The following is a 15114-nucleotide window of genomic DNA, read 5'->3' as shown; positions in this document are numbered from 1 at the left end:
TTAGTTACAACAAGGTGACATAAAACGACAGCACAGTTTCAATGCCTTTAGGCGTAGTGGCTGTTAGTGTTACCAAGCTTGTACCAGCAGTACCATCATTTTCAATGCTAAATGAGGTTGATGTTCCACCTGCAGCGGTCTTGTTTGGCACGGTATAGCCAGAGAATTGCAAATCACCCTCTGTGCTAGCCACGGTTAAGGTCGTGCCAAAGGGTAATATTTGCTCAGCATTGTCGGTTAATACCACAGTAAACTGAGCAATATCGCCATTTGCAATTTCTTCATTGTTAGTGATCAAACTACCATCTCTGCTTACTGTCATCGTGGCCGTTGAACCTGACATTGTTAACACCAACGCCTTACGGATATAAGTGGTCATGGCATTGCTATCGCACAAGCTACCTTGGCACTGTGGGCCGTTAAACTTACTATCAGCCGCTTGGTATGTGTCACTCGCTTGAATATTAAAGTACGGTTCACCTGATTGATGTGTTCCTGACTCATCGTCATCTCTAAAAGCATCAGGCAAATCAACAAAACCGCCGTCATGGTAGGTTTCTACATCCATGCCGTTACCACTACACACTACAGGCGTTGTACCGCTTAAGCAGCCGTTAACTACGCCGCCATCAGCATCGTCAAATACATTATTGCCATTGGTATCGAAGAAGGTTTCGTGGCCTAAAGCATAAGCTAAAATGGTGATGCGGTGATCGCTCACCCTAGGCGATGTTGAAGTCCAAGTGACTGAACATGTTCCGTTTACTATGGTACACGATGGCTCAATTTGGCCACCTTCTGCGGTAAAGTTGATGGTGGTGTCGTCCGGTGCTGGGTTAGCAAAACTGTCAGAGGCATAAGCTGTAATAGTGACTTCTTCACCATTGTTATCTCCAGCTTCTGGGTTGCCGGTCGATCTTGAAAGACTAAACCCCAACTGTTGCGGTAAACCAGTGTTAACCGTTAGCTGTTCTGATTGGGTTGTAATGGTCTGGTTATCATCTGAAGTTGATGCCATTACACGCACTGGCGTTGGGGAAGTACCCGCTTGCACTCTGACACTCACTAAACCTTCTGAATTGGTGACACTGCTATCTGTTACGTCACCATTAATAAATTGTAAGTCGCCAACTGAGGTGTCTAAACTAAAGTTCACTGATTGTTGTTCAGCAGGTTGACCACTCGCACTAGTCACTAAAAAAGTCACCAAAGAAGATTCTGTAGTGCCAGTGCCGCCTGAACCTTTAATGCGAATTTGGTTTGGTTCAGCAGATACAAAACTGATATTAGATAAGGTTTGACGCGCCAAAGTAAAAGGTAAACTTGCGCTTATGCTAGTGCCATTAATGGTTGCTGTTGCGATAATGATGTCATTGCGTTCACTGTTGCCACTGCAGCTGATATCTAAAAAGGTTGAGTTGGCAGAACCTGATAAGCTAGCTACTGGGGAATCGAGTGAAGCATTATCAGTTGTTGTACAGTCTGAGCTAAAACTAATACTGGTTGGGCTTTGTAAACGCGTAATCGTACCATCTGAATCTTCAGTCACCAGTGTGGCAGTAACCCCAAATGTGCCACCTGAACTTATGGCATAATTACCATCAATGTCAGCGGTAAGTGTCGTTGATAATTTACCCTCAATAAACGCATCATCCACATAAGCGCCCATTTTAACGATGATATCCGTGACAACATCGTCAGATGAAAGCACCTCATAAGCACTGGTGCTATTGAGGGGTGTGTCTTCGTATTCAGTGGTGACGGTAAGTAAACTCGCACCGAGATCTGAATCTGAAGGTGTGAAGTTAAGGGTAGCAATACCTGAGGTTTTTGTTAGCGCGGTTGCTGGTGTTAACGTAGCACTACCGGCATTAAAAGTAACAATTTGGTTGGCAATACCTTGATTATTGCTGTCTGTAATCAAGGCGTTGAGTTGAACGGTATTGTCAATATTAAAGCGTGTAATAGGGCCCGTTGCATCGCTAATTGAAGCGGTTATGCTAAGTGCTTCAGCTGGAGCTGTGGAGTTATATTCTTTAAATTGATAATTACGAGTCGCACTGACTGAATCGTCATCACTTGATGTATAAGTTGCGGTGAGGACGCCGGCATCGCTGCTGCTTGATGTGACAACTGTTGTTGCAAGACCAGAAGATAGGGTTAACACCGTTGTAGGGGCTATTGCTGCATTGGTTGTGCTAAAAGTAATGAGTGCCCCACTGACGTTGGTATTACCAAACTTGAGGTGAGCTACGGCACAAAAACTGCCATCGATATCAAAAATAAGTCCATCGGTGCTGGAATCACATTGGCCATTAACCACATTTTGATAACTAACCGATAAACCATAACTGTCATCTGATGTATCTGAGTCGGTGCCGTCTGCGGCACCGTTACAAGCTGTCAATAACAACACTGAAGTCAGTAATAACCATAGTGTACGAGCCATCATTTTGAGCCGCATTAGCAACATCCTTATTCTATTAAACGGTTTAGTCTTTTATTTCAGCGCGCAAATACTTAAACAACTCTCTTGATGATTTTGATTCAGCACCTTTAGCCAGTTCTTTATTGGCTTGGCGGATCAATTGACGCATTTTTTGACGCTCAAGTTGTGGGTATAGATCCAATAACACTTGGATTTCATCATCGCCATTAGTTAATAAGCGTTCGCGAATTTTTTCAAAAATCTGCACTTGAGCTGCTTCATTATTGTTTTTATTCAACACTTTATCGAGTGCAGCTTGAATAGGTTCATGCTCAAATCCGCGCATCAACTTACCAATGTATTGCAAATGGCGACGATAGGCTTCAGTTTTTTGTTTAATCAGTTTTGTTTTTAGAATCGCATCATACAGAAATTCATCTAAACCCATTTTGTCTAATTGAGTTTTGCTCAGGGCAATCAAACGCATGCCAAGTTCTTGAGCATCCTCACTTTCTTTTTTTACACCCGTTCTGCTGACATAGTTGTCATCATTATCATAGGGCTGCTGAAATAGCTCAGAATCGCCAACAATTTTCATAGTCATAAACCTCAAATCAATATGCATCAATGATAACATTTATTCGGCCTAGAATATGCAGAATTTATTGCTGATAGGCAGCGATATAAATGCTCGGTTATCAATCGCCATTTGAATTTGATATGCTAAGGTCAATTAGACTAATCAAAGAGTAAATTTGTGGCTTCTCATCCTTCTCCAGCGCCTAGCGCAAGTGAACCAACCCCTAGAATTGATGCTGAATTATCGGCGTTAAAAGACGCTGTCACTGTTGCGTTAGAATACGCAAAAGTGTTGGGGACTTCGGCCGCTGAAGTGGCCATCAGTAAGCAGCAAGGTTTGTCGGTTTCGACCCGTGAAAAAGAAGTTGAAACCGTTGAGTTTAATAAAGACGGTGCATTAGGCATTACCATTTACCGTGATGGCCGCAAAGGTAATTCATCAACTTCAGACTTAAGCCCTGAGGCGATTCGCCAAGCGGTAAAAGCGGCCGATGGTATTGCCAAATATACCTCAGAAGATCCGTTCAGTGGCTTGGCTGATCCCGCTTTGATGGCGCAAGATATTCGCGACTTAGAGTTATATCATCCACAAGATATCGATGCAGAAGAGCTCGCTCAGTTGGCCATTCGTGCAGAAGAAGCCAGTTTGTCAGTTGATAGCCGGATCCGTAATTCCGATGGTGCCAGCGCCAACGCGCATACGGCCGCCAGAGTTTATGGTAACAGCCATGGTTTTCTTAACGGTTATTGCAGCTCTCGCTACAGTTTAAGTTGTGTTGTAATAGGCCAAGAGTCTGATGGCAATATGCAGCGCGACTACGACTATACGGTGGCCCGTAAGTATCATGATTTACTTTCACCTGAATTGGTAGGTTTGCAAGCAGCAAACAAAACCTTAAGTCGATTGGATGCGCGTAAAATTCCTACTGCAAAAATGCCAGTGTTATTTGCGCCTGAAATTGCCACAGGCCTCATGGGTCATTTAATTGGTGCGATTAGTGGTAGCAGTATTTACCGTAAGTCGAGCTTCTTAATGGAAGCGTTGAACACTCAAATATTCCCTGACTGGTTTAGCATTGAAGAGCAGCCGCATTTGGTTGGGGCCCTGGCTAGTGCTAATTACGACAGTGAAGGCGTGGCAACTCAAGACCGACGTATTATTGACCGTGGCCAACTAGAGACCTATTTATTAACCAGTTACTCCGCACGTAAATTGGCGATGACTAATACAGGCCATGCCGGTGGTATTTATAACTGGACCTTGAGCCATTCAAACCAAACATTTGACGACTTAGTGAAAGCCATGAATACCGGCTTAATTGTGACGGAAGTGATGGGCCAAGGCGTTAATGGTGTCACCGGGGATTATTCTCGCGGCGCGGCGGGGTTTTATGTTGAAAACGGCGAGGTGTTATACCCCGTAGAAGAAATTACCATCGCAGGCAATTTAAAAGACATGTTTATGGGAATACAAGGTGTAGGTAAAGATCGCGATTTACGTTCATCAATCCGCACCGGGGGTATTTTACTGAGCGAGATGAAGGTCGCGGGTAATTAACCCCTTTTGCTAAAAAACGCATTTATGGTTTAAATGTAAAAATAATTAAAGCCTCTTATCTAATTGATTAAGAGGCTTTTTTTTGGCTTTAATTTGTCTCTTGATGCTTTATATCTTTACTTTACCTTTCTTGACAGTCGTTTACAGGCAAAGGTTGTCATAACTCTTGTAAATGTAACTAGATGGTTAATGGAGTAAATATGTTTAACAAAAAAATAAGTCGATTGATGATGGTGTCTGCAATGGGAGCCTTGTTATTAGGGTGTGGCTCAGACAGTGAAGAAAGCAGTGATGATGTCGCATATGTGCAGTTTTATAATGCATCACCTAATAGCACATCGACCTCGTTAGTGCTCGATGACTATTCATATACTGCGGTTGATTTTGCTGATGCAATGCCGCGTTATGCTTATAGTACAGGGAGTACAGAACTGGACATTTATGGTCAAGATGAAGATAGTGAAACGGTAACCGTTTACAGCGATACCATTGATTTAGCGAGCGACTCGAACCATTTGTTTGTGCTTTATGGTGACTATCACGATCCCGTACTATTGGATATTAACTATTCACGCGATGAAATGGACGAGTTAAATGCCGACGAGGATAATGACTACAGCAAAATGGAAGTGCTGGTGGCTAACGTAGCGACTGATGAAGGTACTTTTGATACCTATATTTCACTCGATACCCAAACCATTGACGAAGCGGTGATGCTCGGTAATGTGCCGTATAGCAGTTACACCAGCGAACAGATATTCGATACTGATGATTATATTGTGTATCTGACCGAAACCGGCACTAAAAATGTGATTTACACAACAGGCAGCATGAGTTTAACCTCGGAAACTGCCTATAAACTGATGATTCGTAACAGTTTTGGTGCAGGTTATATTAACGTCACTATCGACAGCATTGACTCAACTACAACGCCTGTTACTTACGCCGCATTAGAGGCAACGGCCGATTATCGCGTGTTTAATGGTTTAGAAACTCAAAGTATTGACGTTGATGTGGCCAGTAAGCAAGAGACACAATACTTGTATGGTATTTCACCCTTCACAGTAACGGGTTACCAATCAACATCGTTTAATGATTATGGTATCACTGCTAAAGATGCGACTAGCAAAGCCAAGTTGTTCGATAACTTGCTAGTAACGTTTAACCAAGATGAAGTGAAGTCCTTACTGATTTATCAACAAGAAGACAGTTCTGTCAAAGGTATGGTGATCGAGCAAGACTTACGACCTCGAGCTTTTGAATATAAAGTCGATGTGGTCAATTTGGCTTACGATTATGATGATCTAACCGTGTATTTTGTCCGCGCTTCAGAAACTATCGAAACCGCCGAATACAGCTTAACGGATTTAGATTTTGTCGAGCAACTAAGCCTAACACTGCCTGAAGATTATTATGAGATTAACATTGTTTACGAGGCCGATAATGGCACGCAAACGTTAGTTTATCAGTCTGATGCAATCAGCTTTGATGGCGACAGTAACTATACTTTCGTGCTGACTCCAGACAGTACCAGTACTTTAGGTCATAGACTTACGTCATTACAGTAATGTTAAGTTAATTGAGAGTGAGTTAAGCCACTGTCGATAAAACATCAAAAAAGCCGATATCATCGATATCGGCTTTTCATTTAGCGCTTATATTCAAATGGACATACAAACGAGTAAGTTAGTTAGCCTAAGGCTAATTAGTGCGGTATTGGCTTAAAATTTTACCTAAATCAGCGGATGCTTTTGATAACGCTTTAACACCGCTTGAAGACTGTTGTGATAAACCCCTAATAACATTTGATTTCTGTCTTATATCCGTCAGTTCTTTGGCAATGTCATTTGCCACTGCACTTTGTTCTTCTGACGATGTAGAAATTTGGAAACTCATGTCCATAATTGAACGTGATGATTCTGAAATCGCATTAATATCAGTACCAATATTAGTGATCAAATCGCTGCTGGTTTGTGCCTGCTTAACCGTATCTTGAGTGATACTGTCGATATTGAGTGTTTCACTTTGCAGGAGTTCAATCATTTTATGAATTTCAACAGTCGCTGCTTGAGTACGACCTGCAAGGGTTCTTACTTCATCGGCAACAACGGCAAACCCTCGTCCCATTTCACCCGCGCGTGCCGCTTCAATGGCAGCGTTTAATGCCAGCAAGTTGGTTTGATCAGAAATAGCATTAATGGTGGTGATCACATCATTAATATTGGTCGCATTAATTTTTAGGGTATGGACCGAGTTTGACGTTTGTTCAATGTAGGTCGATAACTGTTTAATTTCATTAATGGCACGCTTTGCCCGGTCATAACTCTGACGTGTATACTCCGAATCTTGTTCAACTTTTTGGGTTGAATTGCGTGCAATATTAGACACTTCAGCGGCGGATGCGGTCATTTCTTCCATTGCCGTAGCAACCGAGTCAAGTGATGCATATTGTTGATCAATTTGTTCAGCACTTTGAGCCGTTTCACTGGCAAACGAGCTGGAAGTCGTTTCCAATGTTTCGGCACTTTTTTTCACTGTAACAACAAGCTCGGTTAATGTGTCCATGGCTTTATCTAGCGCACAACCAATGGTGCCGAATTCATCACGACCAGGATGGAAGCCTAAACGAGAGGTGAGATCTCCTTTGGCAATTTTTTCCGTGGTATCCCATAACACCCACAGCGCTCCACCAATAAAAGTGGCATTCCAGTAAAGCACGATAGCAAAGGGCAAGATCCATAACAATGAGAGCAATAGTGACATTAATGCAGCTTGCTTAGCATTGGCTTCTTGACCATAGACTGATTCACTCAGCGTATAATATTGGCCATCTAATGCATAAACCGCAGTAACGGTATCTTGTTGGCGTGAACTAATTTGCGAACGACCAGACACCTGCAAGCCTAAGTTTGAAGCTTGTGCAAGCTGGCTGGTAGCATCTAGTGCTTGAACGGTAGCGGCCATTTTTTGTTCTAAAACATGTAATGATTGCTGTTCAATATGTTCAATTTTATTTAAGTAACCACTAATCGATACACTGGATAAAATGATCAGGAACAGTCCGAAGACAGTCCAAAACTTATCGTTAATGGACATTTTGATAAAGAGTTTATCGATATTTCTAAAATCAACTTGTTTCATGGTTTTGGTACCTAAACCGGTAAAGACAATAAATTCAAAGACTAGATAAGCTTGTCATATTTTAATATTAAATAGACAGCTTAATCGTATTTTGTGTGTGATGAACATGACATTCAATCATCATCAATACATGATCAATATCGACAATAAATCGAATAGCTTAAGTTATTTATTGGATTTTTTGTACAATGTCTATTTAACGTACTAAGTCACTTACTGTTGGTGGAAATGTCATCGCGACAATCTGATAATGTCTGACATTTTCAAAATGATTAGATGATTAGATGAGAGGAATATACGGCACGCAACAGTATGTTGTAAGTTTTTTCTTTTTTATTTAAACAAGTGTTACAAAGTTTATTTTAACGTGAGCATATTAAAATGGGGGTTGTTTTTGTGTTAGCTACTGTTTTTAATTGGTTATTTCCCTCTCAAGTTATCCTTGTTCTTTTGCAAGCATAAAATATTAAAGTTAATCAATGAGATAGCTATTTATTTGCCTCGTTAATGTGATCTATGTTGTTTTTTATGTAATCAAAATTTGACACAATCCAGCCGAATATTACAAAAAAATAGCATTTTGATTACAAAATATGGGGTTAAAAAATGAAAGGACTGACTAAACTAACGGCGGTTTCACTCGCAGTTGCTGCAGCATTGCCAATGATGGCAAATGCAGATGTATTGATTAGTGAATACGTTGAAGGTAGTTCATACAATAAAGCGATTGAGCTTTACAACAACAGTGATGTTGAAATTGATTTAACTGGTTATAAATTAGTACGTTATAAAGATGGAGACACCGTTGCACTGGATATGGTGGTGTTAACTGACTCAATTGCCGCTAAAGGTGTCAAAGTTATTTTGAATACAAATGCAGCGATTACCTTACCAGCCTCAACCGACACTATGACGGGCGATGTCAATTTTAATGGTGGCGATGCTGTCGGCTTATTAAAAGACGGTGTGCTAGTTGATGTGATTGGTGACATTCCAACGCCAGACGGTTGGGGCAGCAATACTACATTCCAACGTAAATTAGACGCCTTAACAGCCAGCACCACTTATGATGCAACCCAATGGGTTACATTAAATATAGACACCTTTAGTGGTTTAGGCTCGCTTGACGCAGCCACCATTCCAGATACCGTCGCATTTACCTGTAATGGCGCCACACTCACCAATATTTATGATGTCCAAGGCGCTGGAGATTCTAGCCCATTGATTGTTGATGGTAGTTTTTCATCGGCTAACGAAGTGACCGTAAAAGGGATTGTTACTGCGAGAAGTGACAGTTTATATAAGGGTTTCTTTATTCAAGACATGCAAGGCGACAACTCGCCTTATACCTCTGACGGCATTTTTGTCTTTCTAGACCAAGCCGCGCCAGACACGATTCAGCCCGGTGCTGAAGTGTGTGTGCAAGGTAAAGTAAACGAGTTTTACGGCTCAACTCAGATAGACCTTAAAGCCGATCAAAAATTTGAAGTGGGCGCATTAGGCGAAGTACCTGCGGCCAGTGCATTTTATGTTGCCGATGGTGAAACCCTAGCGCAAGCATTAGAGCGTGTCGAAGGCATGAAAGTGACATTAGATGCCGGTAGTGAGATGAAAATCACCCGCAACTTTAGTTTCGATTATGATTCATATCGTAACAATATGGTGTTGTCTCATAAAGCCCCATTAATGAAGCCGACTCAAGTGTTTGAGCCAAATTCAGCTGAGTCTGTTGCATTAGGTGAAGCCAATGCTGTTAATCAGTTATTTGTAGAATCTGACTATAAGGCTAAAAGCGGCGAAGTACCTTACTTCCCAGATTTTAACGCTGAAACCGGCTATATCCGTGTTGGCGACCAACTAACAAACCTTGAAGGTGTGATTGGTTATAGCTACAGCGCATACCGTATTTTAGCGACCAACACCATTACGGCCGGTGATTTTATCCGCGCGAATGACCGTACCTATGCGCCAACAGTAGCAGATATGGGTGATATTCGGGTAGCGAGCTTTAATGTATTGAACTTCTTCAATGACTCGGTTGGTGGTGATGTTAATCCATCAAACAGCAATCGCGGTGCGAAAGTAGAAGCTGAAATGGTATTGCAGCGCACTAAAATTGTGACTGCGCTAGTGGCCATGAATGCCGATGTTGTTGGTTTAATGGAAATTGCTAACAATGGCTTTGGTGAGCTTAGTGCAATCCAAAACTTGGTTGATGCCCTTAATGCCGAATTAGCGGATGATCAAGCCTATCGCTTTGTTGAAGTTGAAGAGGCTGATAAATATGACGGCAAATTCATCGGTGGTGATGCAATTACCGTTGGTATGCTATATCGCCCCGCGCGTATCAGCTTAGACGGTGCAGCAAACGTTATCGCAACGCCAGAGCAACATGCTGCCGAAGGTGCTCAAACCCGCGAGAAAGACAGCGTGGTTGAGCAAAGCCCAGGCTATGATAAGTTCCAACGTCACAGCTTAGTGCAAAGCTTTAGCATTAATGATGAAAAACTGACTATTGTTGTTAATCACCTGAAATCGAAAGGTTCAGGTTGTATTGAAGACTGGGCTGAGTTTAACGAAGATTCAGAACCCGCAGACATGCAAGGCAAGTGTAATGCGTTCCGAGTGTCCGCTGCCAAAGTATTAGGTGAGTCACTAAGAGATGTTGAAGGTGATGTACTGGTTATTGGTGACTTAAATGCCTATGGCAAAGAAGATCCGGTTGCAGTATTGACTGACTATGATGCGTCAACAACTGATCATATTATTCGCACCGCTTCTTGGACAACCTTAAACGGTAAAGTGTACGAGCGCGAAGGTAGTGTGATTGATAAAGGTTATGGGTTAATTAACTTAAACACTCAAGCACATGGTGCAACGACTTACTCATATAGTTATAACGGTGAGTTAGGTAACTTAGACCATGCTTTGGGTAATGCGAGTTTAGCGGCTAAGTTAGTCGATATTGACGACTGGCACATCAACTCGGTTGAATCTAACCTGTTTGAATATGGCAGCAAGTACACTGGTGATTTGGTTAAATCAGAGAATGCATTTTCTGCCTCAGATCACGACCCTGTGATCATTGCATTGAGCTATCCAGAACCAGTAGTGGTATTACCTACGCCAACACCTGAACCTGTGAAAGACAGCGATGGTGGTAGTTTAGGTTACTTTGCGTTGATGTTATTAGGTGCACTAGGCTTACGCCGTCGCAGTTAATGATGAGGTGATAAAGAAGTATCATCGTTCATTGATGATGCAGAAAAAAGGATGACAACTGTCATCCTTTTTTTATGATAAAACGACTCTTGGCTAGGGGGTAACGTCAAACGGATACCTACCCATTTTGATAAGGACAGCCAATACGGTTTAAAGCATTGGCGATTCAACGCTTAAGGCTTGCTGACGACGATTTTGTATTGATTTCAGCCGCTGTTTACGACGATGCCAGTACAAATAAGGCGCCATAGGCGCCTTATTTGTAATTGGGGAAACGTTATTTATACAATTAAATCATATTGTTCACGTAATACTTTAATAATGTCTGCTTTAGGGTTAGCTGGGAGTGAAATCGTGGCTCCGGTGACTTTTTCTGCAACACCAATATAAGTACGAGATACGTTCATCATTGCTGCTAACGGTAGCTCGTTATCTCGAGCAAGGGCTTCACGTTCTGGCATTCTGTCTTTGTTTAACAAAATGTCGGCATCGTCAAAGTGATTTAATAAAAACTGACGGAAACCTTCTTTTGAGTTTTCAACAATCTTACCTTCGCGATAAGCTGCGCCATCCCAAATACGTGATGAATCAGGAGTGCCGACTTCATCCATGTAAATCAGTTTAGCGTTGCCGTCTTTATCGTTGACATAACCAAACTCAAACTTGGTATCAACAAACACTTGGTCAAGCTTGGCTAGTGCAGCAGAAATCACTTTAAAGCCTTGCTTGAGCAGGACTTCATATAGGTCGATATCTTGTGGTTTTTCAAAGCCAAATGCTTGGTAGTTGGCTTCAATGTCGCTACGACTAATATTGACGTCATCCTGTGCTGGTACACCTGGAATGCCGGTTAAAATACCTTTGGTTGACGGAGTGATTAGCAGTTCAGACAGTTTTTGATCTTTGTTTAAGCCTTCAGGCAGGGTGATGCCGCAAAATACTCGTTCACCTTTTGAATAAGCCCGCCACATAGAGCCGGTAATGTACTGACGACAAATGGCTTCCACTTTAATTGGACGGGCTTTTTGCACTATCCACACAAAAGGGTGTGGGATATCTAAGATATGGCTATCAGCTAAGCCATTTTCGGCAAATAAACTAAACCAATGGTTTGAAATGGCATTGAGTGCCGCGCCTTTGCCTGGGATGCCTTGCAAGTTACCTTCGCCATGAAAAATACAATCAAAAGCAGAAATTCTGTCACTGATCACCATAATCGCTAGTGGCGTATCTTCAGGTACATCGTAACCTTTGTCGCGAATTAAGCGGCGGCTATCAGTATCGGTTAACCAGTAAACACTGCGAACTTTGCCACTGTGGACAGGCTTGTCGGTACGGATAGGTAAATCATTGTTCACGGCAAGAACGGAATCAGCAAGACTCATGCGAATGTTCCTTAGGTTGAAGGGCGTATAGGGTTTTTATGGCGGCTATGTTACCTGCATTAAGCGGGTTTGCCACGGGAAAGGGTGAGTTGAAATAGGCTTTTTTGTTATGCGAACAATCATCGACTAGTTTAGCAATATCTTGATAAAGACTTTGTCAGGTTAATCAGGCAAAATTCACTTCCTAAATAGTGCTTGGAATAACAAAAATTGAACAGCGAACAAGTAAGTATTAATAACCGTTTAGGGCTGATATTTGTGTCTATTGCGGTATTTTTCTGGGGCATTTTACCTATTGCGTTAAAGCTATCAGGTGGTTTTATTACCCCAGTAACCCTGACTTGGTTTCGGTTTGTCGTGGCATTAGTGGTGACCTTGTTAATTCAATGGCGCTTAGGGGCATTAAAGCACAATACTGCTAGAGTCGCTTCGCTGCTAGGGCGGACTGCGTCCTGCTAGGAAATGATAACAAGCGAACGCTGCGCTCACGGATAAAGCGGTCTAGCACCTAGGCTCTTGGCTTGTCATCTATTAATCTCTCTCGTCACCGCTTGTTATCTCAGGAATAGGGACAGCTTCGCTGCTAAGATTTTATAGCATCTAGCCGCGCAGCGTCCTAGCAGCGAAGCGATCTAGGCTCTTGCTATAGCATCTAGCCGCATAGCGACCTAGAACCTAGAACCTAAGAATAGTGATATTAAAAAGATAATCGCCAAGTTAATGGATGCTAATGATGTTTAGACTTATTTTGTCATTAGAATAGAAAACAAAAATGGAGCCCTTAGGCTCCATTTTTTATGTCATTCAACAGAATGATTAGCCGTTGTCACGAGGCTTACGTGGGCGATCACTGCGAGCACGATCTGTGCGCGGACGACGTGGAGCACCTGCGCCGCGAGTCGTATCAGCAAAGACTTCATCACCGGCTTCACGAATGTTTAAAGGACGACCACAAACACGCACTTTTCTAAGGTGTGAAAGGATGTCTTTAGGCATTCCGTCAGGTAAATCAACGGTTGTGACTTGATCAAATAATTGAATTTGACCAATGAAACGGCTATCGATGTTCGCTTCGTTAGCAATCGCGCCAACGATGTTACCTACACCTACGCCATTTTCACGACCAACATCGATAACATAACGATTCATTTTCACGTCTGGATTATCTTTTAAGCCTTCTGCATCACCAAAACTATTTGGTGCTGGACGGCTACTACGTTCGCCACGGTCACTGCGTTCACGACGTGGACGGTCGCTGCTATTACGGTCATTACGATCGTTTCCGCGCTCGTCACGTGAATCACGCTGACGCTCTGTAATTGTCGGTAATTGTAGAGGGCGCTCTTGCTGTACTTGTTTCAACAAAGCAGCAGCCAATAAATCAGTATCAACTTCAAGCTGTTGGCATAATTCAGCAACGGCATTTTTCATGAAATCTAAGTCACCATTAATGGTCTCTTGGATTTGCTCACCTAAACGAGATAAACGACGCTCTGCAACTGACTCTGGGCTAGGTACTTTCATTGGCGAAATACGGCTGTTAGTGGCGCGTTCGATAGTGCGTAACATGCGCATTTCACGATTGGTCACAAACAAAATCGCCATACCAGCACGACCAGCACGACCGGTACGACCGATGCGGTGAACATATGCTTCTGAATCATAAGGAATATCGTAGTTTACTACGTGTCCAATACGTTCAACGTCTAGGCCACGTGCCGCAACATCTGTCGCGATTAAAATGTCTAACTTGCCGCGCTTAAGCTGCTCAACAGCACGCTCACGAGCTTGTTGATTCATGTCACCATGTAATGGTGATGAAGCATAACCACGGGCTTCTAATTTTTCAGCTAATTCAACACAGCTGTTACGAGTACGAACGAAGATGATGATACCTTCAGTATTTTCAACTTCTAATACACGTACTAACGCTTCTAGTTTGTTGTGCTGTGATACTTGCACATAACGCTGATCGATAGACTCAACAGTTGCCTGGCTTGAGGCTATGCTGATGTTCACTGGATTGTTTAAGTGCTTAGCAGCAACACGCTTAATTTGCTCAGGCATAGTGGCCGAGAATAAGGCAAGTTGGCTATCAGCTGGCTTGTGCTCTAATACCCATTCGATATCGTCGATAAAGCCCATTTTTAGCATTTCGTCGGCTTCATCTAATACTAAGGCTTTTAGGCCATCTAGCTTTAATGTGCCACGGCGCATGTGATCCATTACACGACCTGGTGTACCGACAATCACTTGTGGTCCACGCTTAAGGGCGTTTAACTGTTGTTGCATGCTTTGACCACCGTAAATCGGTAGTACGTGGAAGCCTTTCATGTGTTTAGCGTAGCTACCAAATGCTTCGGCAACTTGAACCGCTAATTCACGGGTTGGTGCTAACACTAAAATCTGTGGGGCATTGATTTTCATGTCGATTTTGTTTAGTAAAGGCAGGGCAAACGCACCTGTTTTACCGGTACCGGTTTGTGCTTGACCGATAATATCTTTACCAGCCATAAGCGGGTCGATACTCGCCGCTTGAATTGGCGTTGGGTTTTCATAACCTAAGTCGTCAAGCGAACGCAACAAAGACTCAGACAGGCCGAGTTCGCGGAAAGTTTTTTCAGATGACATTGAGTTGTAGCCTTGTGGATGCGCACGAAGTTCGGAAGCTCGTGCTAAAGTTTCACAGACAGAAAATCAACCCCGTGTCGATTTCCCGCGCCGATATAAGGGGGCGTATTATAGCAGCAACTATGCGTGTTGACCACGTAAAAACTGAAAATAAACATTAATTTGCCTAT

Annotated in this window: 8 protein-coding genes and 1 pseudogene; 4 read left to right on the top strand and 5 right to left on the bottom strand. The window is 42.6% G+C overall.

The window, feature by feature from the left end; genetic code table 11:
- Positions 1 to 4 precede the first annotated feature (4 nt).
- Both AAEZ00_RS08030 and yjgA read right to left on the bottom strand, forming a co-directional pair.
- Positions 5 to 2464 carry an Ig-like domain-containing protein gene (locus AAEZ00_RS08030; RefSeq protein ID WP_351074669.1) on the bottom strand — a complete coding sequence of 820 codons (2460 nt, stop codon included), beginning with the start codon at positions 2462 to 2464 and terminating at the stop codon, positions 5 to 7.
- A 28-nt stretch (positions 2465 to 2492) separates the two neighbouring features.
- Complete coding sequence (gene yjgA, locus AAEZ00_RS08025; RefSeq protein WP_101034789.1) at positions 2493 to 3026, bottom strand: ribosome biogenesis factor YjgA; 534 nt, start codon at positions 3024 to 3026, stop codon at positions 2493 to 2495.
- 159 nt (positions 3027 to 3185) lie between these two features.
- Here yjgA and pmbA point away from each other — a divergent pair, with 159 nt between their 5' ends.
- Positions 3186 to 4565 (top strand): metalloprotease PmbA, encoded by a 1380-nt coding sequence (gene pmbA, locus AAEZ00_RS08020; protein WP_351074667.1) that lies wholly within the window; start codon positions 3186 to 3188, stop codon positions 4563 to 4565.
- A gap of 200 nt (positions 4566 to 4765) precedes the next feature.
- A complete protein-coding gene (locus AAEZ00_RS08015) occupies positions 4766 to 6133 on the top strand; it encodes a hypothetical protein (RefSeq protein WP_351088528.1) in 1368 nt (455 codons plus the stop codon).
- A gap of 133 nt (positions 6134 to 6266) precedes the next feature.
- On the opposite strand, the gene AAEZ00_RS08010 is transcribed toward AAEZ00_RS08015, so the two are convergent.
- Positions 6267 to 7706: a methyl-accepting chemotaxis protein gene (locus AAEZ00_RS08010; protein ID WP_124013463.1), complete on the bottom strand. Its 1440-nt coding sequence runs from the start codon at positions 7704 to 7706 to the stop codon at positions 6267 to 6269.
- Positions 7707 to 8312: 606 nt separating this feature from the next.
- On the opposite strand from AAEZ00_RS08010, the gene exeM reads away from it, so the two are divergent.
- Entirely contained in the window at positions 8313 to 10928 is a 2616-nt protein-coding gene (gene exeM / locus AAEZ00_RS08005) for an extracellular exonuclease ExeM (RefSeq protein WP_351088527.1), read from the top strand.
- Between the two features lie 281 nt (positions 10929 to 11209).
- On the opposite strand, the gene AAEZ00_RS08000 is transcribed toward exeM, so the two are convergent.
- Complete coding sequence (locus tag AAEZ00_RS08000) at positions 11210 to 12313, bottom strand: phosphoribosylaminoimidazolesuccinocarboxamide synthase (RefSeq protein WP_124013465.1); 1104 nt, start codon at positions 12311 to 12313, stop codon at positions 11210 to 11212.
- Positions 12314 to 12523: 210 nt separating this feature from the next.
- Between AAEZ00_RS08000 and AAEZ00_RS07995 the strand changes: the two are divergent.
- Positions 12524 to 12733, top strand: a pseudogene (locus tag AAEZ00_RS07995) (EamA family transporter); the annotation flags it as partial.
- A 396-nt stretch (positions 12734 to 13129) separates the two neighbouring features.
- Here AAEZ00_RS07995 and AAEZ00_RS07990 read toward each other — a convergent pair.
- Positions 13130 to 14944, bottom strand: coding sequence for a DEAD/DEAH box helicase (locus AAEZ00_RS07990; protein WP_101033829.1), 1815 nt, complete (start codon positions 14942 to 14944; stop codon positions 13130 to 13132).
- Positions 14945 to 15114 lie beyond the last annotated feature (170 nt).

The sequence above is a fragment of the Shewanella sp. S1-49-MNA-CIBAN-0167 genome (assembly GCF_040310145.1).
Lineage (GTDB): Bacteria > Pseudomonadota > Gammaproteobacteria > Enterobacterales > Shewanellaceae > Shewanella > Shewanella psychromarinicola.
This window is presented reverse-complemented; position numbering and strand designations above follow the sequence as displayed.